Annotated in this window: 20 protein-coding genes and 1 tRNA gene; 14 read left to right on the plus strand and 7 right to left on the minus strand. The window is 64.2% G+C overall.

From position 1 onward, the window contains the following. Window positions 1-19: 19 nt before the first annotated feature. From AC3G7M_RS15460 to AC3G7M_RS15470, 3 genes are read left to right on the plus strand one after another with little or no spacing between them, the layout of a single operon-like run. Window positions 20-694, plus strand: a complete 675-nt coding sequence (locus AC3G7M_RS15460) for a phosphoribosyltransferase (protein WP_489213024.1) — start codon at window positions 20-22, stop codon at window positions 692-694. 55 nt (window positions 695-749) lie between these two features. Beyond that, window positions 750-1,205: a hypothetical protein gene (locus tag AC3G7M_RS15465; protein WP_489213025.1), complete on the plus strand. Its 456-nt coding sequence runs from the start codon at window positions 750-752 to the stop codon at window positions 1,203-1,205. Window positions 1,206-1,220: 15 nt separating this feature from the next. Next, entirely contained in the window at window positions 1,221-1,490 is a 270-nt protein-coding gene (locus AC3G7M_RS15470) for a type II toxin-antitoxin system VapC family toxin (RefSeq protein ID WP_489213026.1), read from the plus strand. Window positions 1,491-1,505: 15 nt separating this feature from the next. Here the strand turns inward: AC3G7M_RS15470 and murA are convergent, their stop codons facing one another. From murA to AC3G7M_RS15485, 3 genes are all read right to left on the minus strand, one after another. Continuing rightward, a complete protein-coding gene (gene murA / locus AC3G7M_RS15475; protein WP_489213027.1) occupies window positions 1,506-2,768 on the minus strand; it encodes a UDP-N-acetylglucosamine 1-carboxyvinyltransferase in 1,263 nt (420 codons plus the stop codon). A 29-nt stretch (window positions 2,769-2,797) separates the two neighbouring features. Then, on the minus strand, window positions 2,798-3,352 hold the full coding sequence (gene dcd, locus AC3G7M_RS15480; protein ID WP_489213028.1) for a dCTP deaminase: 555 nt from the start codon (window positions 3,350-3,352) through the stop codon (window positions 2,798-2,800). 85 nt (window positions 3,353-3,437) lie between these two features. Further along, window positions 3,438-3,620 carry a hypothetical protein gene (locus AC3G7M_RS15485; RefSeq protein ID WP_489213029.1) on the minus strand — a complete coding sequence of 61 codons (183 nt, stop codon included), beginning with the start codon at window positions 3,618-3,620 and terminating at the stop codon, window positions 3,438-3,440. 171 nt (window positions 3,621-3,791) lie between these two features. On the opposite strand from AC3G7M_RS15485, the gene AC3G7M_RS15490 reads away from it, so the two are divergent. Next, complete coding sequence (locus tag AC3G7M_RS15490; protein ID WP_489213030.1) at window positions 3,792-5,270, plus strand: amino acid permease; 1,479 nt, start codon at window positions 3,792-3,794, stop codon at window positions 5,268-5,270. A gap of 417 nt (window positions 5,271-5,687) precedes the next feature. Continuing rightward, a tRNA-Thr gene (locus AC3G7M_RS15495) sits at window positions 5,688-5,762 on the plus strand. A gap of 291 nt (window positions 5,763-6,053) precedes the next feature. On the opposite strand, the gene AC3G7M_RS15500 is transcribed toward AC3G7M_RS15495, so the two are convergent. Further along, complete coding sequence (locus AC3G7M_RS15500; RefSeq protein WP_489213031.1) at window positions 6,054-6,287, minus strand: tautomerase family protein; 234 nt, start codon at window positions 6,285-6,287, stop codon at window positions 6,054-6,056. A gap of 51 nt (window positions 6,288-6,338) precedes the next feature. Beyond that, on the minus strand, window positions 6,339-6,764 hold the full coding sequence (gene mntR, locus AC3G7M_RS15505; RefSeq protein ID WP_489216070.1) for a manganese-binding transcriptional regulator MntR: 426 nt from the start codon (window positions 6,762-6,764) through the stop codon (window positions 6,339-6,341). 245 nt (window positions 6,765-7,009) lie between these two features. On the opposite strand from mntR, the gene AC3G7M_RS15510 reads away from it, so the two are divergent. From AC3G7M_RS15510 to AC3G7M_RS15535, 6 genes are all read left to right on the plus strand, one after another. After that, window positions 7,010-8,368: an NRAMP family divalent metal transporter gene (locus AC3G7M_RS15510; RefSeq protein ID WP_489213032.1), complete on the plus strand. Its 1,359-nt coding sequence runs from the start codon at window positions 7,010-7,012 to the stop codon at window positions 8,366-8,368. Window positions 8,369-8,380: 12 nt separating this feature from the next. Then, on the plus strand, window positions 8,381-8,560 hold the full coding sequence (locus AC3G7M_RS15515; RefSeq protein ID WP_489213033.1) for a hypothetical protein: 180 nt from the start codon (window positions 8,381-8,383) through the stop codon (window positions 8,558-8,560). A gap of 140 nt (window positions 8,561-8,700) precedes the next feature. Continuing rightward, window positions 8,701-9,417, plus strand: coding sequence for a hypothetical protein (locus AC3G7M_RS15520; RefSeq protein ID WP_489213034.1), 717 nt, complete (start codon window positions 8,701-8,703; stop codon window positions 9,415-9,417). Window positions 9,418-9,499: 82 nt separating this feature from the next. After that, window positions 9,500-11,080 carry a murein biosynthesis integral membrane protein MurJ gene (murJ, locus tag AC3G7M_RS15525; protein WP_489213035.1) on the plus strand — a complete coding sequence of 527 codons (1,581 nt, stop codon included), beginning with the start codon at window positions 9,500-9,502 and terminating at the stop codon, window positions 11,078-11,080. Window positions 11,081-11,184: 104 nt separating this feature from the next. After that, entirely contained in the window at window positions 11,185-12,921 is a 1,737-nt protein-coding gene (locus AC3G7M_RS15530) for a beta strand repeat-containing protein (RefSeq protein WP_489213036.1), read from the plus strand. Window positions 12,922-13,080: 159 nt separating this feature from the next. Then, on the plus strand, window positions 13,081-14,271 hold the full coding sequence (locus AC3G7M_RS15535) for an extracellular catalytic domain type 1 short-chain-length polyhydroxyalkanoate depolymerase (RefSeq protein WP_489213037.1): 1,191 nt from the start codon (window positions 13,081-13,083) through the stop codon (window positions 14,269-14,271). Window positions 14,272-14,286: 15 nt separating this feature from the next. Here AC3G7M_RS15535 and AC3G7M_RS15540 read toward each other — a convergent pair whose 3' ends face one another. Further along, the gene (locus AC3G7M_RS15540) at window positions 14,287-15,348 is read right to left on the minus strand and encodes an SDR family oxidoreductase (protein ID WP_489213038.1); all 1,062 of its coding nucleotides are present in this window, start codon (window positions 15,346-15,348) and stop codon (window positions 14,287-14,289) included. Window positions 15,349-15,445: 97 nt separating this feature from the next. Between AC3G7M_RS15540 and AC3G7M_RS15545 the strand changes: the two genes are divergently transcribed. The 3 genes from AC3G7M_RS15545 (at window position 15,446) to AC3G7M_RS15555 (ending at window position 17,043) form a co-directional block, all read left to right on the plus strand. Beyond that, entirely contained in the window at window positions 15,446-15,865 is a 420-nt protein-coding gene (locus AC3G7M_RS15545; RefSeq protein ID WP_489213039.1) for a winged helix-turn-helix transcriptional regulator, read from the plus strand. Next, window positions 15,858-16,100: a hypothetical protein gene (locus tag AC3G7M_RS15550; RefSeq protein WP_489213040.1), complete on the plus strand. Its 243-nt coding sequence runs from the start codon at window positions 15,858-15,860 to the stop codon at window positions 16,098-16,100. The genes AC3G7M_RS15545 and AC3G7M_RS15550 overlap by 8 nt, the downstream gene beginning before the upstream one ends. A gap of 406 nt (window positions 16,101-16,506) precedes the next feature. Next, window positions 16,507-17,043 carry a hypothetical protein gene (locus AC3G7M_RS15555; RefSeq protein WP_489213041.1) on the plus strand — a complete coding sequence of 179 codons (537 nt, stop codon included), beginning with the start codon at window positions 16,507-16,509 and terminating at the stop codon, window positions 17,041-17,043. Between the two features lie 9 nt (window positions 17,044-17,052). Here AC3G7M_RS15555 and shc read toward each other — a convergent pair whose 3' ends face one another. Next, window positions 17,053-18,990 (minus strand): squalene--hopene cyclase, encoded by a 1,938-nt coding sequence (gene shc, locus AC3G7M_RS15560; protein WP_489213042.1) that lies wholly within the window; start codon window positions 18,988-18,990, stop codon window positions 17,053-17,055. Window positions 18,991-18,992: the final 2 nt, after the last annotated feature.

Raw genomic sequence — 18,992 nt, forward strand, 5'->3', positions numbered from 1 at the left:
GCGAGGGTCGGGGCATATTATGGACGGTTTCTGGCAGGACTTTGCGGACGCGCCTGCCGCCGGGCCGCCGTATCGCGACCGCTACAGCGTCGCCGTCGGCGCCCAATGGCTGCATCTTCCGATCCGCCCCCTGCCCGCGCCCAATCAGGCCGTCGCGTCCTTGATTGCCAATCAGGCGAGTTTCCCGGTGGTGGACGCCATTACGGTGGAGATGGTGCGGCTGGCACAAGCCTATGCAGCGGAGATCGTGATCGGCCTGCCGACGCTTGGCCTTGCTTTCGCACCCGATGTCGCGCGCGGGCTGGGCCATGCCCATTTCGTGCCGCTCGGCTATTCTCGGAAGTTCTGGTACCGTGACGAACTCTCCATCCCAATCCGCTCCATCACCTCGCCCGACGCTGACAAGCGGCTCTATCTTGATCCGCTGATTCTGCCGCGCCTGACCGGACGCCGGGTTCTGGTAGTCGATGATGTGGCAAGCACCGGCGCTTCGCTGCGGGCGGCAGCCAGGTTACTGGCCGGTTGCGCGGTCACCGTGGTCGGCGCGGTTGTCGCCATGCGCCAGGGCGCCTACGACCCAGCGGCTGACCCCTTCCCCATTTCCCATGTCTTCGCCACACCGCGCTTCACGCGGCGGCCAGATGGCTGGTGGCCTGATGCCATTGCGCATGGACGCTTCAACCACGCGACATAGAACGTTTCGCCTCAAGTAAACAACGCAAAGATCAAAATACGAGCAGGCCGCGCGCATGTACCAGCCGATAACGCCAGGCTACAGCAAGAAAAATGCCGTGATGCAATGGGCTTTGCCCGATCGTGTATTCTTTGCCTGTGGTGCATGCCACGTCCTCGCCTATGCATTCCTGGAACGCTGGGGCCAATCAGACATGCGAGCGATGTGGATAAAGCCGAGCCTCGGATTTATCGGCAATCATGTATTCATTGATGGGGGTGACTGGGTATTCGACTACCACGGCTATTCGTCGAAACCCCGCTTTATCGAACATATTTGGCGAGGTGCGCAGCGACGCTGGCCAGGATGGGCCGGCAGCCTTCATCAGCTGCCGCCCGATGTTCTCATTTCGGGAGAGAAATCCCAAGCCTATGATGGCCTATGGCTGCGGGAGCCGGGTCAATTCCTACATGACGCCATGCCGCGCGCCCAAGCCTATTTACGGCGCTTTCAGGCCCCGCCCCTGATGTGACAGACGGTCTCGATATTGTGCCTGTCCGGGTCGCTGGCGCAGCTGGAAACCCTGCGCAGCGCCTTAAGCCTGGACGTCATCCCGCTTGATGCCGAGCGGGCAAAGCGGGCCGCCGACGCCTATGTTCGGTGGGGCCGTCGCAACAGTGCCGCCAAGCTCAATTTCGGCGACTGCTTCGCCTATGAACTGGCGACCTCATGCGATTGCCCGCTTCTTTTCGTCGGCGATGACTTCCGCCAGACCGATGTGCGATGCGCCATCGACGGGCCGGCGCCGCGCCGCTGACGCACCGCCGCGGGATCAGTCGCGGATGCGCTCGATGCGCGCGCCGACGGCCGAGAGCTTGCCTTCGACATCCTCATAGCCACGGTCGAGGTGATAGACCCGGCTGACGATGGTTTCGCCGCGCGCGACCAGCCCCGCGAGGATCAGGGAGGATGAGGCGCGCAGATCCGTCGCCATGACTTGCGCACCCGTCAGATGATCGACGCCGCGCACAATGGCGGAGGCGCCATGCACATTCACCCGCGCGCCCATGCGGGTGAGTTCTGAGACATGCATGAAGCGATTCTCGAAGATCGATTCGGTGATCATGGAGGCACCTTCAGCCACCGTCATCAGCGCCATGAATTGCGCCTGCATATCGGTCGGGAAGCCGGGATAGGGTTCCGTCATCACATCCGCGCCGTGCAAGCCGTTGCGGCGCCGCACGCGGACGCCCCCCGGCACTTCGGCGATGTCGATGCCGGCCTCTTCCAGCACGCGGGCGACGGCGCCGAGATGGTCGATGCGCGCATCGCGCAGCACGACCTCGCCGCCGGCGATGGCGACCGCGCAGGCATAGGTGCCGGTCTCGATGCGGTCCGGGATGATGGCATGGGTCGCGCCGTGCAGACGCTCCACCCCTTCAATGACGAGTTCCCCGGTGCCGATGCCGCCGATACGGGCACCCATCGCCGTCAGGCAATGGCAGAGATCGATGATTTCGGGCTCGCGCGCGGCATTGCGCAGCACGGTCTGGCCATCGGCCAGGCTTGCCGCCATCAGCAGGTTTTCCGTCGCTCCCACCGAGACCATGGGGAAGATGATGGTGGCACCCTTCAGCCGGCCGCGCGTATGCGCCGCGATATAGCCCGCCTCCAGCTCGATGATGGCGCCCATCTGCTCCAGCCCCTTGAGGTGGAGATCGACGGGCCGCGTGCCGATGGCGCAGCCGCCGGGCAGCGAGACCCGCGCCACACCGCAGCGGGCGAGCAGCGGCCCGAGGACCAGGATGGAGGCGCGCATCTTGCGCACGATGTCATACGGCGCCTCGGTATTGGTGATGGCGCCGCCGAGCGACAGCACGCGCCCTTCGCTGTCTGCCGTTTCGACCGCAATGCCGTGCTGGGCGAGAAGATCCGCCATGGTGGCGATATCGGCGAGCTTCGGCACGCGCGTGAGCACCAGCCGCTCATCCGTCAGCAGCCCTGCCGCCATCAGCGGCAGGGCCGCATTCTTCGCACCCCCGATGGGGATGTTGCCAGACAGCGGCTGGCCTCCGATAATCCTGATGCGATCCATAAAGGCGCCGTTCTCTCCGCTACAGCCGATTACATGCGCGGCAGTGCGACGCCGCGCTGGCCCATATATTTGCCGGCCTTATCGGCATAGCTCACTTCCGGCGCGCCTTCGCCCCGCAGGAACAGGAACTGGCAGATGCCCTCGCCCGCGTAAATTTTGGCAGGGAGCGGCGTGGTATTGCTGATCTCGATGGTGACCTGGCCTTCCCATTCCGGCTCCAGCGGGGTCACGTTCACGATGATGCCGCAGCGGGCATAGGTCGACTTTCCCAGGCAGATCACCAGCACGTCGCGCGGGATACGGAAATATTCCACCGTATGAGCCAGCGCGAAGCTGTTGGGCGGAATGATGCAGACGGGCGTCTTGCGGTCCACGAAGCTGGACGGATTGAAGGCTTTCGGGTCGACCACCGCCGAGTCGACATTGGTGAAAATCTTGAAATCCTCAGCGACCCGCGCGTCATAGCCGTAGGAAGAGAGGCCGTAGCTGACGATACCGTCCCGCTTCTGGGTTTCCACGAAGGGATCGATCATGCCGCGCTCGGTGGCCAGGCGGCGGATCTCGTGATCGGGCAGGACGGACATGAAAAGAGACTCCGGGACTCGCAAGAGAGGGCACGGCCAAGGCCGCGCGATACCTTCCTCTAGCTCAGTCTGAAACAGGTTGAAATCAATTGTGCGGCTGGCTGCCGTCAGCCGGTGGCGGCGGCGGGTCTTCCCCGCGCCCGCGCTCCTGCACCTTGCGGCGGCGCAGGTTCGCGCGCAGCGCCGCGGCACGGCGGGCGTCGCGCTCGTCTTTGGCGCGCTGCGCGGCGGGCGTCAGGCTTGGCTGGGATAGCTCATTCTTGTCCACGGAGCAGGGATCTGACGCGCGGACCCGGTCTTGTCAATTTCCGGCGTGACCGCCGCCGCATGAAAATGCTGCGAGATCAGCCGTCTTGAGCCATCTCACGTTGTTTGCCCGCAAGACATGGTTTTAAGTCAAGCTCTTACGAGCCATCCGCCCAACGAGAAGGAAGACAGCATGAGCGCCAAACAGGATCATCTGGACCGACTGGCCTGGCTGGAGGCTCATGAGGGCGGCTACAAGCACGGACTGAATAAACGACAGATCCAGATGATCGCGGTGGGCGGCGCCATCGGCACCGGATTGTTCTTGGGCGCCGGCGCCCGGCTGCAACTCGCCGGCCCCGCCCTCGCCCTCGTCTATCTCGCCTGCGGCATCATCGCGTTCCTGATCCTGCGCGCCTTAGGCGAACTGGTGATGCACCGGCCGACCTCCGGCAGTTTCGTCTCCTATGCACGGGAGTTCCTGGGCGAGCGGGCGTCCTATGTCGCGGGCTGGCTCTATTTCCTCAACTGGGCCATGACCGGCATCGTCGATATCACTGCCGTCGCCCTCTATATGCATTACTGGCCGGTCTTCGGGCCGGTACCGCAATGGGTTTTTGCCCTGGTCGCGCTGGTCATCGTCACCGGCACCAATATGGTCGGCGTCAAATGGTTCGGCGAGATGGAATTCTGGTTCGCCATCCTGAAGGTGGCGGCGCTGGTGCTGTTCCTGATCGTCGGCCTCGTGGTGCTGGGCACCGGCACCCATGTCGGCGGCCATACGCCCGGCTTCGCGATGATTTCGCATAACGGCGGCATCTTTCCGCATGGCCTGCTGCCCGCTGTGGTGATTACCCAAGGGGTGATCTTTGCCTATGCGGGGGTCGAGATCCTGGGGGTTGCCGCCGGAGAGGCGCAGGACGCCCGCAAAATCCTGCCGCGCGCGATCAATAGCGTCATCTGGCGCATCGCCATCTTCTATGTCGGCTCGGTCGTGCTGCTGGTGCTGCTGCTGCCCTGGACCGCTTATCACGCGGGGCAAAGCCCTTTCGTGACCTTCTTCCATACGCTGGGGATTGAGGGGACAGGGTCCGTGATGAATGTCATCGTCATCACCGCAGCCTTGTCCAGCCTGAATTCGGGCCTCTATTCCACCGGCCGCGTGCTGCGGTCGCTGGCGATCGGCGGCTCGGCGCCCACAGCGCTCGCCGCCTTGAATACCAATGCCGTGCCCTACAAAGGCATCGCCGTGACCGTCCTGGTCTATCTGGTCGGCGTCATCCTGAACTACCTTGTCCCCGCCCAGGTTTTTGAACTGGTCCTGAACGTGGCCTCGATCGGCGTGCTCAGCACCTGGGCCTTCATCGTCGTCTGCCAGATGAAGCTGCGGGCCTCGATCAGGCGGGGCGAGAACGAGCCGGTTGCTTTCCGCATGCCCTGGGCGCCCTTCAGCGCGTGGATTGCCCTGGCCTTTCTCGCGGCCGTGCTCGTTGTCATGGCGTTGGACTATCCAGACGGCACCATCACCGTCTGCTCGATTCCAGTTTTGGCCGTGATTCTGGCAATCGGCTGGATCGGTCTCAATCGCCGCGGAGAGGTGATGAGTTCAACCCTGCCCTCCGCCACGCTGACGCACCGGGTTTTCGACAAGGACGGCCGCGACAGAGATTAAGGTCGGGCGCCGGGCGGCAGCTATCCAATCTCAGCGCAGAGAAGGGTCAGTCTCTTCACGAGGGTGCCATAGAGCCCCGATTGGAGGTCAATGGGGCGGTCGCATCCCATACAATCAATGCTGTCGAGGGGGATCAATACGAAGAGCGGGCGCTGCATGACATGCGGGCAATGCATGCAGCGTAGTGAGAGAACGATATCCTGACTGACGTCGTATCCCATTGCCGTGTCCTTCCCATGCGCAGACTGCCGATCGCATTCGGCGATGGTTTGGCAAAGCCGCATTTGGGGCGCTGACCCTGCGATCCCCGGCAGTCGCCTGGTCTTGTGCCCAGCGCGCGACTGCCACCCAATCTGTCCAATCAGGGGGTTGCACCGTCCGGCCTGACCCCCTATGAAGCGCGCCACGCCCACCGGCGCTGCTGTAGCTCAGTGGTAGAGCACTCCCTTGGTAAGGGAGAGGTCGAGAGTTCAATCCCCTCCAGCAGCACCATTTTTTCAATAGTTTAGATGCGGTTGCCTCAGATAGATCCAGACCGGCTGGATGTCTGATGGTGCATCGATGGCAAAACTGGAACCAGTCTGGTGCCTAGCGCACCGCCGACAGGGAGGTTTTGCGGCCCTCCCCGTCTTTGGCACTGAAGGCGACGACTTACCTAGCCAATGGCGTCGCCGCGACAAAGCAAAAGCATCGCCGCGACGTTGCCATGTCGGCTGCACCACCGTCTCTTTCAATTCACAGAAAGTCGTAGGACTCTTGGCGGGCCGCCGATGCCGGAGCGGGTCAGCGCGGGTCATCGTAGCCGGGTTTGATGAAGAGCGTGTCCGGCTTGTCCGCAATCTCAGGCCCGTAGACGAGAGCGCCCCAGTTTTCAGGCGTCACGTCCTCGATGCTGACGGAAACGGCAGCCTGTTTGCTGCCCAGAGTTGCGATGATGGCATCATTGACCGCGCGGGCGAGCGCGTCTTTCTGTGCCTGACTGCGCCCGGGGAAAAGCTTGATGATCGCATGCGGCATGAGACTCTCTCCATTCCATAGCAAGCCATATTGCGGCAGCCGCCGCCGCGCCTAGTTGCGCTGCCGGTGGCCGCCCAGAAACCGGCTGAAGGCCGCAAGCGTCGCTTCCGATGCGTGATGCTCCATGCCTTCCGCATCCGCTTCCGCCGCTTCTGCGGGCACGCCGATGGCGATCAGGAATTCGACCATCAGGCGGTGCCGCGCGCGCACGCGCTGGGCCAGTTCCTGGCCGGCCTCCGTGAGAAAGATGCCGCGATAGGGGCGCGAGGTGACAAGCCCCTCCCGCTTCAACCGGGTGATGCATTTAAGCGCCGTCGGATGCGTCACACCCATGCGCTTGGCGATGTCGGTCGCGCGGGCTTCCCCATGGGCCGCCATCAAATCGGCGATCAGCTCGACATAATCTTCCTGCACCACGGTCGAGCGCGCAGACCGCGCCTTGCCGAAGCGCTCAGCCTGGGTCGGTTCCTCGGGCATGTCCGCGGGAATGTCAGCAGTTTCGTCCACCACGCCGCGTCTACCCGCCTTGTTCACAGACATTCTTCTATCCGACTTCTATCCGACCCGAGGAACATCACGTCAATGTAAAGCCAGGACCTTATAGCGGTGACTGGGCGCTACCTCCAAGCCTATTGACGGAATTGTACCCTTGGCTACATTTATCTCTACGCAGATCAAATGACGAGAGTGTCGCATGGGCTGGGTTCACGATGAGCTGTGAGGTGCCGCAGATAGAAACCTCAGCCGGCGCAGGCGCCCAGGACATGGCCCTGGCGAATGATGAACGTCTGCGCGCCCTGGACCGGCTGGCCGTGCTGCGCAGCCGGGCCGCCGGACGCAGCTGGCGGCTGCTCTGGCTTCTCGCGGGGCCCGGCGTCCTTGTCATGCTGGGCGAGAATGACGGCCCGTCGATGGTCTCCTACGCCACGACCGGCGCGACCTATGGCGTCGGCTTCTTCGTGCCCTTCATCCTGCTCACCTTCATGATGTCCTTCATCGTGCAGGAAATGACGGTGCGGCTTGGCATCGCCACCGGCCGCGGCCATGCCGAGCTGATCTTCCAGCGATTCGGACCCTTCTGGGGCTATTTCGCGATGGCCGATCTCGTCTTCGGCAATGTGCTGACGCTGGTGACGGAATTCATCGCCATCCAGGCCGGCGGGCTCTATTTCGGACTGCCCGCCTGGCTATCGGTGCTGCTGGGCATTCTGGTCATCGTCGCCTCGCTCGGGCTTCGCCGCTACGCGACCTGGGAGCGGGTCCTGATGGTGCTGGCAGGTTTCAATCTGCTGTTCATTCCCGCCGCCCTCCTCGCTCACCCCGACGGCCATGCCCTGGTTCATGCGCTGGCCCATTGGGGTCCGCTGCCGGGTGGCTTCAACACCGCCTTCGTGACACTCATCCTCGCCAATATCGGCGCTACCGTGACCCCCTGGATGATTTTCTTCCAGCAGAGCGCGGTCGTCGACAAAGGGCTGGTCGAAGCCGACTTGCCGCAGGGCCGGATCGATACGCTGGTGGGCGCGCTGATTGCGGCGATCGCCGCCATTGCGACCGTGGTCGCGGCGGCACCTCTGTTCCGCCACCACGTCGATATTTCGAGCTTCGCGAGCGGTGCCGATTTCGCGACCGCGCTGCGCCCCTATATCGGCTCGACCGGTGCCACCCTTTTCGCCCTTGGCATCGTCGAAGCGGGCCTCGTCGCGGCGATGACGATCTCCACCAGTTCGTCCTATGCCTTTGCCGAAACCCTGTCCGCGCGGCATAGCCTCAACCTCAACTTTCGCGACGGCAAGCTATTCTATGGCGCCGCTATCGTCTCGGCCGTGGTGGCCGGCGCTGTCGTGCTTATTCCCGGCGCCCCGCTGCTGGCCATGACGCTGACGGTCAACGTCATCGCGACCTTGCTGATGGCGCCGGCTTTGCTGTTTCTGCTGCTTCTGGTCAATGACCGGGCGATCATGGGCCGCCTTGCCAATGGCGCCATCGCCAATCTGGCGGGCGGCACCATCGTCATCGCGATCTCGCTGGTCGGCACGCTGTACGGTCTGCTGACCGTCTTTCCGGGACTGCTGGGATGAGGATGACGGTTCATGACACCTGATCCGATGATCACCGCGCGCAACCCAGACGGATCGCTGGCGCCCCTGCCCCGCGCGCGGCTGAGCCGCATGACCGTGACGCTGCTCTATAGTCTGCGGGTCTATGTGCTGATCGCCATACCGGTCGTCGCCTATGCCTTCATCCGGGCGCTGCATCAGGCGCCACATTGAAGGCCAGGACGGGCCGTCCCAGATGATTCGCCAGGTCCCTTCGTGGCTATGAAAGGGATCGACGCGTATAACGCGCATCATACCACGGCTGACCGCGATCTTTGGACCGGGCCATGGGATTGAGTGGCAAGGAGCAGAGCATGAACGCCAGGTCAGCCGACAGGGACGAGGCCGAAGCCGAAGGGCTGGACCAGTGGTCCAATACGATTGGCGATGACGACGATCTGGACGCGCTTTGGGCCGCCCTGCTGACGGCCACGAACGCGGCCGGACCGAAGGATCTGGAGGCCAGTCTCGCGCAGTATCTGGCGACGCTCGGCGCGCGCAGCCGGCGCACCACGGAAGGTCTCATTCTGGCGGTGATTGCGGCGACCGCCGCGGAAGGTCCGGCCTGGGAGGATTGGCGGGTGGTGCTGAACCGGCACTTCGCCCGCGATGAGCGGATCGAGCTGGGCATTGCCGCCGCCATCCTTCTGGAATGGCGTAAGGAAGAGCGCGCGCCCGACTGGCATTCCCTGCCCGATCGCGTCACGGAGCGCGTCTTCCGGTCCTATATCCAGGACATGCGCAGCCTGATCGATCTGCTGGACAAGCCGGAGGAAGCCAGCTCGGCCGCCGCCGGTCTGGTGGCGCTGGCCAGCGAGCTGTTCGATGTCGCGATCGCCCTGGAAGGCGAACAGATCGAGGAATTGCAGCATTCGGTGGAAGCCGCGGAACTGATCCAGTCGGTGCAGCAGCGGCTGACCGACAAGATGGACGATCAGCCCAAGGCCCTGGCGCAGACCATCGCCAAGGCCCTGGCCTTGATCGATGTGACGCTGCGGCAGCTTGAGATCGGTCCTTCGGTCGTGCATTAGCCAGCGGAGGAGTCAGGTCCGGCCCCTCTCGTCCGGCGTGACCGGGCGGCGCACGTCCTGCGCTGAAAGATGAAAGACGCCCATGGCTCTGCTCCGCCGCGTCGCGACCGTCGGCGGCTATACGATGATCAGCCGCGTACTTGGCTTTGTGCGCGAAATCCTCACGGCTTCGGCGCTGGGCGCCGGGGCTACGAGCGATGCGTTCTTCGTGGCGCTGCGTCTGCCCAATCTGTTCCGCACCCTTTTTGCCGAGGGCGCCTTTTCCGCGGCCTTCGTGCCGCTGTTTTCCGGCATGATCGCCCGGGACGGGCGCGAGCCCGCCATGCGCTTCGCCCAGGATACGTTTTCAGGCCTGCTGGCGGCACTGACCATATTCACCATCCTGGGTGAAATTTTCACCCCGGCCATCCTGCATGTGGTGGCGCCGGGCTTCGATCAGGACCCCGCGCATTTCCGCCTGACGGTGGAGCTGACGCGCATCACCTTTCCCTATCTGGCCTTCATCTCACTGGCGTCTTTTCAGGGCGGCCTGCTCAACGCAGTCGACCGTTTCGCGGCGACCGCCGCCACCTCGATCCTGCTCAATGTCTTCATTATTGCCGCCCTGCTCTATCATCCGGTGACGGGACAGAACCTGTCCTGGGCGGTGACGCTGGCGGGCATCGCGCAATGCCTGTGGCTCGCCTGGTCCTGCCGCCGCGCCGGGCTGAAACTGGGCATGCCGCGACGGGTGCATCTGACGCCTGAATTGCGCCGGCTGCTGCGCATCATGCTGCCCGGCGTGTTCGGGGCGGGGGCGACCCAGCTTAACCTGATGGTCTCGACCGCCATCGCCTCGCTGGCACCCGTCGGTTCGGTCTCCTATCTGGCTTACGCCGACCGGCTGAACCAGCTGCCGCTCGGCGTGGTGGGCGTGGCCGTCGCGACCGCCATTCTGCCGACGCTTTCGCGCCATATCAGAAAAGGCGAGGATAGTGCCGCGCTGCATACGCAGAATCGCGGACTGGAACTGGCGCTGCTGCTGACCCTGCCGGCCGCGGTCGCCCTGCTGCTGGAAAGCCAGCCCATCCTGCATGTGCTGTTCGAGCGCGGAAAATTCGGGCCGCATCAGGTGGCCGAAGTGGCACCCACCCTTGCCGCCTATGCGCTCGGCCTGCCCGCCTTCGTGCTCATCAAGGTGGTCATCACGGATTTCCTGGCGCGGCAGGACACGCTGACGCCGGTGAAGGTCGCGGCCTGTGCCATGGCCGTGAATATCGTGCTGACGGTCTGGCTCGGGCTGTTCTCGGGCCTTGCCCATGTCGGCATCGCGCTCGCGACTTCCATCGCCGGCTGGGTCAATGCCGGCAGCCTGATGGCGATTTCAGCGCACCGCCGCCAGTTTTCGCTCGACGCACGCAGCCGCCGCAGCCTGCCGCGCATTCTGCTGGCCGCCATCGGCATGGGCGCAGCCCTGATCGGCCTGCATCACCTGCTGCAGCCGCTGCTCTATGCCCATCATCTGAGCGTGCGCTTGATTGCGCTTTCGTCACTTGTTGGAAGCGGAATGGCAGTTTTTGCTCTGCTATGCATCGTCCTCGGCGTGGCACACCCGCGCGAGCTGAAACGGATGCTGTCGCGCCGCCGTGGGGGTAAAGCCACAAAGACCGAGGCGGTACCGTGACATTGACGTATCACGGATATCGTATCATTCTGGCCAACAAACAATAAGAACATGCTCTGGCGAAGGTCGCGGAGCGAACCTTCGGGACGGTCATGTCACAATCCATGAGCCTTACGCCGAGCATCTCGGACTATTTGCTGGCGTCCGATTGGGCCTATGACCAGTCCGGCGTCGACGGCATCACCACTGCCCCGCCGGCCGGGCTTTCCACCTTCAACGTGGGTGGCAGCGCGCTGTGGTCGTACAATGCGGCGACAGGGTTCTACGCCGCGGCCCTGGCCACCGGCACTGGCCAGATCATCATCGTTTTTGAAGGCACCAATTTCTATACCGGGAGCGACACCTTCACCCAGGCGCAGACAGCCGATGATCTGGCGATCAGCGCCGGCGTCAATGCGCCCAGCTACGCCGATGCGCTGAGCTTCACCCAGACCGTCATCGCGGACGCGGCGCCAGCGGGCTATAGCCTGTCCCAGATCTCCGTCGCAGGCCATTCCCTGGGTGCGGCGGAAGCCGAATATGTGGCGACGCAAACCGGCCTTGGCGGCATGACCTTCGGCACGCCCGGCATTCCGACCAGCGACATTCCCACGGGCAGCACCGGCGCCAATCTCACCAATTATGTCGAGCGCGGCGATCCGGTCGGCAATTATGCGGCCGGCGGCAATGACGACTGGCTGCTGTCGCCCACCATCGTCCATTACGGCGTCACCAATTACATCGGGTCCTATCTCGGCACGGCGCTGCTCTATACGGCGGACGGCGCCTATGACGAGGTGCTGAGTGCGACCACGCTGACCGAGAAGGCCGCTGCCCTCTCCGCTTGGCTGGGCATTTTCGCGACGGCCGTCGATGACTACCATGTCCTCTCGACCTATGCCTCGGATCTTGGCGTGACCTTGCCGAGCGGCGATGGCTCAGCGGCGGGTCTTGGACAGGACAGCAGCGCGACGATCGGCGCCGGGCTGCTCTCGGCACTCGGCGAGACATCAGGCAGCGCGGGCGGAACCATCACCCTGCCCGGCGTCGATCTCACCAGCACGACCCAGGTTTCCGCCGCGAACGGGCAGGTCACGCTCACCACGGGCGGGAGCAGCACAACGCTTTCCACCGCCAATATAGCGACAGGCCTGAGCCTGCAGAGTGACGGCGCAGGGGGCACCACGATCAGCTTCGGCCTCGCGCCCGACGGTATCGTGCTGGGCGGCAGTGCCGCGGCGACCATCCAGGGCGATGCCTCTCCGCTCGTCTTCGTCGGCGGCACGGGTGCTGTCTCCGTCCTGGGCGGCAGCGGCGCGGTGACGCTGTATGGCGCCACCAGCAGCACCGCCACGAGCTTTCTGATGGGCGGATCTGGCACGAGCCTTATCCACGGCGGCGCGGGCGCCTCCACCCTCGTCGGCGGCAGCGGTGCCTCAACCTTGGCGGGCGGCAGTGGCCTCACGCTGATCCTGGCCAATGGCTCGGCCAGTGAACAGATCCAGGCCGGCGCGGGTGCGACCACCGTCAACGGACTGTATGGGACGGGGCCGGAAACCGTCTTTGCCGGCGCCGGCGCGGATATCATCGCCCTCGGTTCCGGGGCAGATAGTGTCCTCGCGGGATCTGGGGCGGCCTCGGTGATCGGCGGTCGCGGCTCTGACGTCTATGGCTTCATCGACGGCCATGCCGGCGGCAGTGTCGTCATCACCGGCCTGAAGGCAACCGATAGTCTCGCCTTCGCAGGCTATGCCGGCAATCCCATTACCTCCGAGGGCGTCCTTCACGGGTCTGACCTTATCACCCTGTCCGACGGCACAGTCATTCTCCTCTCAGGCCTCGATCATAAAATATTTTCCTGACCAATTGGCTTGCGCTGCATAGGCTTTCCCGGTCTTGCCGAAGGGCGCAGAGCTGCTACCCAGATGCGGACTTGCACGCATTGCTGCACCGCACCATGTTCGCTGTAACGAATAGCGGCGCTCGGCGCCGCCCCTCACCCGTTACAGTCAGGCTCCACCATGGCGTTTCTGGACAGCCAGGATAGTTTTTTCAGTCAGATGATGAATTTCAAACCGCATTCCTTTGCGCAAAACTTCCTCGACAGCGAAGCCGAAGGTGAGCACAGCCTTATGGAGACCGCCGATTTCGGCGCCAATCCGGGCCATCTGCGCATGCTCAGCCATGTCCCTGACGGGATGGCGCGCGGCGCGCCTCTGGTGGTTGTGCTGCACGGCTGCAAGCAGAATGCGGCCGTCTATGACCGGGGCGCTGGCTGGTCTGAGCTTGCGAACCGGTTCGGCTTCGCGGTTCTGCTGCCCGAGCAGCGCCATGCCAATAATGGCCAGGGCTGTTTCAACTGGTTTCAGACTGACGATGTGACGCGCGGAGACGGCGAAGTGGCCTCCATCGCCGCGATGATCCGCTTCATGCTGAACGAATACAGGCTGGACGGACGCCGTGTTTTCATCACCGGTCTTTCGGCCGGCGGCGGCATGGCGGCCGCCATGCTCGCCGCCTATCCCGAGCTTTTCGCGGGCGGCAGCATCATCGCTGGCCTGCCTTACGGGAGTGCGACGGGCGTGCAGGAGGCTTTCGGCGTCATGGGCCAGGGCCGTATCCGCAAGCCAGTGGAACTGGGCGCGCGCGTGCGCGCGGCCTCGCCCCATCCCGGGCCTTGGCCCCGCATCGCCATCTGGCAGGGTGAGGCGGATCACGTCGTCAATCCCGTCAATGCCCTGGAACTCGCCAAACAGTGGACCGATGTCCATGGCCTGCCGCAAGCGCCCACGGCTGAGACGATGATCGGCGCCACCCGCCATACCGAATGGCGGGACGCTGCCGGCCAGACTGCAGTCGAACTCTACAGCGTGCCAAGCTTCGGCCACGCAACGCCGATCGACCCGGCAGCCTCGGTTGAGGATGCGCGCTGCGGATCAGCCACCGCCAGCCGCTACATCCTGCCTGCGGGCATTTCCTCGACCTATGTCATGGCCGAGAGCTGGGGGCTGACGCGCCATGTCCTGCCCCGCGCGCGCCCGGCTGCAGGCGCGCGCAAACCGGCCGCTGCCACCCATCCGTTGTGGCAGAACCTTCTGCCAGGCGGCGCCACGTCCTTGAAGGAGATCACGGCCGAGCTGGCTGCACCCGATTCCCTCGTCGGCCGCATCCTGCGCTCCACCGGCGTGATCAACGACGGTAAGCGCAAGTAGCGGCCTGAAGGCGGCTCAGGGGATCAGCCGCTCGCTGCGCAGCCGCGTGAAGAGGTCGAAAAAGGCATCATCCGTCGGCTGGTAGCCGGTAAAGCCCAGACGCCGGCTTTTGGACATGTCGGTCACGACCTCGATCGGGCGGCCAAGATCGGCATCGGTATGCCAGGGCGAGACGAGGCGATGAATATCGGCCTCCACCAGACCGTGCTCGGCCGCAATGCCGGTCCAGATCGCCGCATCTTCCGCCATCTGGATTTCCAGCGGCAGGACCGTGCCGTCGAAGGGCGCGGCTGCGATGCCGAACCAGCCCGCGATCCTCTGCCACATCCAGCTCCAGCGGAAGACGTCGCCGTTCACCACGTTGAAGGCTTCATTCGCCGCGGCGGGCGTTGTGGAGGCCCAGAGGAGATGGCGGGCCAGCTGATGCGCATCCGTCATATCCGTCAGGCTGTTCCACTGCGCGAGCGACCCGGGAAAGCGGAACGGCCGCCCGGTGGCTTTGCAGATGGAGGCGTAGACGGCGAGCGTGGTGCCCATGTTCATGGCATTGCCGACGGCCTTGCCGATGACCGTATGCGGGCGGTGGATGGACCAGGTGAAACCGTCACGCGCAGCGGCCGCGAAAACCTCATCCTCCTGTGCGTAGTAGAAATTCTCGATATCGAGGCGGGCCTGCTCTTCCCGGAAGGGTGTCGCCGGCAGGCTGCCCTTTCCATAGGCCTCGAACGGCCCGAGATAGTGCTTCAGACCCGTGACAAGGGCGACATGGCGGACGGAGCCCGCCGGCCGCAGTGCATCCAGCAGATTGCGCACCATGGCGCTGTTGACGCGGATATTCTCGGCCTCCGTCGGCTGGCGCAGCCAGGTGGTGATGAAGACGTGGCTGGGCGTCTGGCCGGCCAAGGCCGGTTTCAGCGTGGCCGGATCAAGCAGATCGGCCGCGACCTTGGCCATGCCGGCCGGGCCTTCCGGCCGGCGGGCAAGACCCGACACCGCCCAGCCGGCCCCCATCAGCACTTCAGCGGTCGCACCGCCGATAATGCCGCTTACGCCCGCGATCAAAGCCTGGTCTGTCATGACGCCTCCTGAAACTCTATCTGGCCTTCCACATAGTCAGATGACGCGCGGGCATCTAGAAGGCACCCAAGCGGGACATAGATACCCAGAGGTAACCATGACGGCACCATCCATCGACGACAACTGGCGGGAGGATTGCGCGCCGCGCCGCGTGCTGGAGATTTTCGCCAGCAAATGGACGAGCATGATCCTGCATGTGCTGGATGCGCAGCATGGCGGCACGGCCCGCAATGGCGTGCTGCTGCGGAGCCTGCCGGGCATTTCCAAAAAGATGCTGACGCAGACCCTGCGCGACATGGAGGCGTCAGGCCTCGTCAGCCGCCGCGTCTATGGCACCGTGCCGCCGGCAGTCGATTATTCCCTGACACCGCTGGGCAAGCGCTTCGTGCAGCCGATCGAGCTGCTCTATGCCTGGGGGCGGGACAATGCGGATGCGCTGGACGCGCTGACGGCGCGGCGGACCAAGGCGCCGCCAGCCTCAGCAGATGCCGAAGAGGAGGAGATGGTCCATGGGTGACAAGCGCAAGACGCATGCGGTGGAGACCGAGGATCAGGCCGAAAGCGCTGACCTGCCGGAACCGCAGGGGGCGGCCACCCACCCGGAGGAGCTGCGCGCCAGCATCACGCTGCGCATCGGCGATTGGGTCACGCTGTCGGCCGCGGCCCGCACGACGCCTGCGGGGATCGTCGCCGGCGGACTGGCGCTGACCGCCATCATGGTGCCGCTGATCTGGATCACCCGCAGGCGCTGACCCGCGACGGCGTTCACTATTGTGCTTTCGCAACGAAGCGAATTTGACTATCATCGCCTGGACCGCGACGGCCCATCGCCCGCGCTGACTGGGATGCGTTCTGACAATGGCTTTATCGCGGTGGATGTGCCTTGCACCCCGGATCATCTCCTGGTTGAGGCTGTCGGTATTGACCGTCACCGTGAGCTTGCTGGCTGCCACAGGCATGGCCAGAGCCGCGTCCCAGGCGGACCTTGACGCGTCATTTCTGGCGGCCTTCGGACATCCCCCGCCCCTCATCCGGCAGACGTTCCTGCCCACATTCGTCGGGAGAATTGCGCGCGGTGAGAGCGCACCTTGGCCCATTACTGTGCAGCTGACGCCTGAACGGCTCATACCGCTCGGACCTGCGCGATGGGCGCTTATCGTGAACGAGACCATTCAGGAGATTGGTCATCTTTACGCGGGGGCCACTGCCGTCGCCTATCTGCAGCATAAGGGCCAGCTGTGGCGGAAAGAGGATGTGTGGCCGGAGGTCTTCTATTCAGGCGCGTTCGGCGTGCCCGCCAATGGCGGCAGCGCTGTGCGGCATTTCGACGCTGCACCACTCTATCTGGCAACGACCGAATGGTGCGGGATGGGAGCCTGCAACGACACCATTGATGTCATGCGGCTGGATCGTTCAAGGCCACGCTATCTGGGCGAGATTTTTGGCGGCGGAGGGTTTCCCTGGGAGGGGATGGATCTTGACTCGGACACCGATTGCGAGAGTTACGACTTCACTGCCACGGCTGGGCCGCCCAAAAGCCGCGGTGCAATCCTATCCATGACCTATGCCGGCTGGCGCGCCCCGGCCGGCAAACTGCATCCCAAAACCTGGTTCAGATATAGGGTCGATATCGTGCCGAAAGGCGATGACCTGGCGATGCAGCCCGTAGTGCCAATCCCCACCTGCGCGCGATAGGCGGCTTCCTCAGAAGCCCCACATCACCTGGCGCGAATTGCCCTGCGACAGGTTGCGGTAGCGCGCCATGGCCATCAGCGGGAAGAACAGCCGGTAGCCATGGTAGCGGAGGTAGAAAACCTTCGGAAAGCCGACGGCGTTGTAGGGCATCTCATCCCATTCGCCGTTTTCCTTCTGGGCGCTGGCCAGCCAGGCGATGCCACGGGCGACGGCGGGATGATCGGCCTCGCCCGCCGCCATCAGCCCGAGCACCGCCCAGGCGGTCTGGCTGGGCAGGCTTTCATGATATTCGCCCTTCGGCGCGCCCTCGAAACTGGCGCAGTCCTCGCCCCAGCCGCCTTCGGGCCGCTGCTTGGAGATGAGCCAATCCACCGCGCGCGCGACCATGGGGTCATCCACCGGCACGCCGGCCGCGTTGAGCGCGCATAGGACCGACCAGGTGCCGTAGATGTAGTTGGTACCCCAACGGCCGAACCAGCAGCCCTCTTTCTCCTGATCGGCGCGCAGGAATTCGATGGCGCGCGCGATGACGGGCAGATCCTCGGCATGGCCGAGCTGGGCGAGGAAGGAGACACAGCGCGCCGTCACATCCGCGGTTGGCGGGTCAAGCAAGGCGCCGTGATCGGCGAAGGGAATGTGGTTCAGGAAGTCGTGGTTGTTGTCGGCGTCAAAAGCGCCCCAGCCGCCGTTCTTGCTCTGCATGCCGATGACCCAGGCGCGGGCGCGTTCGATGGAGGCGCCATGGGCGGCATCGCCGTTGCGGTGCAGCAGCATGCCAACGACCGCCGTATCATCCACATCCGGGTAGTAGTCGTTATTATATTGGAAGGCCCAGCCGCCCGGCGGCGCATCGGGCTTGATCTCAGCCCAGTCGCCGCGCAGTTCGGTGATCTGCTTGCTCAGCAGCCAATTGGCCGCCTGCTCCACTTCCGCAGCACCCAGCCCCTTGGCCTCTGCCATGGCGTGCGCTGCCAGGCCCGTATCCCAGATCGGCGACAGGCAAGGCTGGCAATAGGCCTCGCCGTCCTTGACGGTGACGAGCTTCTGGACGGATTTCCAGGCGATGGCGAAATCGGGGTGGCTCGGGTCATAGCCCAGCACGTCGAACATCATCACGGAATTGGCCATGGCCGGGTAGATGGCCCCCAGCCCGTCCTCGCCATTCAGACGCTCCTGCACCCAGGCGACGGCGGCATCGATATGCTTCTGCCGGCGCGCCTGCGTCACCAGCGGGTCGACCTTCTGCAGGACATCGTCGATGAGCTTGAAGACATGGCCCCATTGGCTGCGATAGGGACCCCTGATCCAGTCCGTGATCTGCTCGGCCGGGGTCGCGAACAGCTCGGCGACATGAATGTTGTGTGGATTGCGGGCGCGCGGCTTGAGCGCCATCAGCACCAGAAGCGGCACGATGACGGTGCGCGACCAGTAGCTCACTTTCAGCAGATGGAAGGGGAACCAGCGCGGCAGGCCCATAATCTCGATCGGCATCACCGGCACGGCGCGCCAGGGCACTTCCCCGAACAGAGCCAGCTGGATGCGGGTAAAGACATTCGTCCGTTCCGCGCCGCCGGCCGCCAGAATAGCCTTGCGAGCGCGCGCCATATGCGGCGCATTGATATCGTCACCGATCGCCTTCAGGGCGAAATAGGCTTTGACGCTCGCCGAAATATTGAACTCGCCACCATGATAGAGCGGCCAGCCGCCATGCTCGCCCTGGATGCGGCGGAGATAGACGCCGATCTTTTGCTCAAGCGCTGGGTCGATGCGGTCCAGATAATGTTCCAGCAGCACATATTCCGCCGGAATGGTGGCGTCAGCCTCCAGCTCGAACACCCAATGGCCGTCGCTATTCTGGCGGCATGCGAGCGCGCCCTCGGCGCGTTCGATCGCCCTTGCCAGGTCCTCGGTCGCAATTGCGGTGTCGATTTGGATATCGTGCGGCATCG

This window comes from Acidisoma sibiricum, assembly GCF_057837225.1.

Excerpts from the sequence above, each read along its gene's own strand:
- AC3G7M_RS15460 (WP_489213024.1), top strand. The coding sequence starts at position 20 with ATGGACGGTTTCTGGCAGGACTTTGCGGACGCGCCTGCCGCCGGGCCG.
- AC3G7M_RS15465 (WP_489213025.1), top strand. The coding sequence starts at position 750 with ATGTACCAGCCGATAACGCCAGGCTACAGCAAGAAAAATGCCGTGATG.
- murA (WP_489213027.1), bottom strand. The coding sequence starts at position 2,768 with ATGGATCGCATCAGGATTATCGGAGGCCAGCCGCTGTCTGGCAACATC.
- dcd (WP_489213028.1), bottom strand. The coding sequence starts at position 3,352 with ATGTCCGTCCTGCCCGATCACGAGATCCGCCGCCTGGCCACCGAGCGC.
- AC3G7M_RS15490 (WP_489213030.1), top strand. The coding sequence starts at position 3,792 with ATGAGCGCCAAACAGGATCATCTGGACCGACTGGCCTGGCTGGAGGCT.
- AC3G7M_RS15500 (WP_489213031.1), bottom strand. The coding sequence starts at position 6,287 with ATGCCGCATGCGATCATCAAGCTTTTCCCCGGGCGCAGTCAGGCACAG.
- mntR (WP_489216070.1), bottom strand. The coding sequence starts at position 6,764 with ATGCCCGAGGAACCGACCCAGGCTGAGCGCTTCGGCAAGGCGCGGTCT.
- AC3G7M_RS15515 (WP_489213033.1), top strand. The coding sequence starts at position 8,381 with ATGACACCTGATCCGATGATCACCGCGCGCAACCCAGACGGATCGCTG.
- AC3G7M_RS15520 (WP_489213034.1), top strand. The coding sequence starts at position 8,701 with ATGAACGCCAGGTCAGCCGACAGGGACGAGGCCGAAGCCGAAGGGCTG.
- murJ (WP_489213035.1), top strand. The coding sequence starts at position 9,500 with ATGGCTCTGCTCCGCCGCGTCGCGACCGTCGGCGGCTATACGATGATC.
- AC3G7M_RS15530 (WP_489213036.1), top strand. The coding sequence starts at position 11,185 with ATGAGCCTTACGCCGAGCATCTCGGACTATTTGCTGGCGTCCGATTGG.
- AC3G7M_RS15535 (WP_489213037.1), top strand. The coding sequence starts at position 13,081 with ATGGCGTTTCTGGACAGCCAGGATAGTTTTTTCAGTCAGATGATGAAT.
- AC3G7M_RS15540 (WP_489213038.1), bottom strand. The coding sequence starts at position 15,348 with ATGACAGACCAGGCTTTGATCGCGGGCGTAAGCGGCATTATCGGCGGT.
- AC3G7M_RS15545 (WP_489213039.1), top strand. The coding sequence starts at position 15,446 with ATGACGGCACCATCCATCGACGACAACTGGCGGGAGGATTGCGCGCCG.
- AC3G7M_RS15550 (WP_489213040.1), top strand. The coding sequence starts at position 15,858 with ATGGGTGACAAGCGCAAGACGCATGCGGTGGAGACCGAGGATCAGGCC.
- shc (WP_489213042.1), bottom strand. The coding sequence starts at position 18,990 with ATGCCGCACGATATCCAAATCGACACCGCAATTGCGACCGAGGACCTG.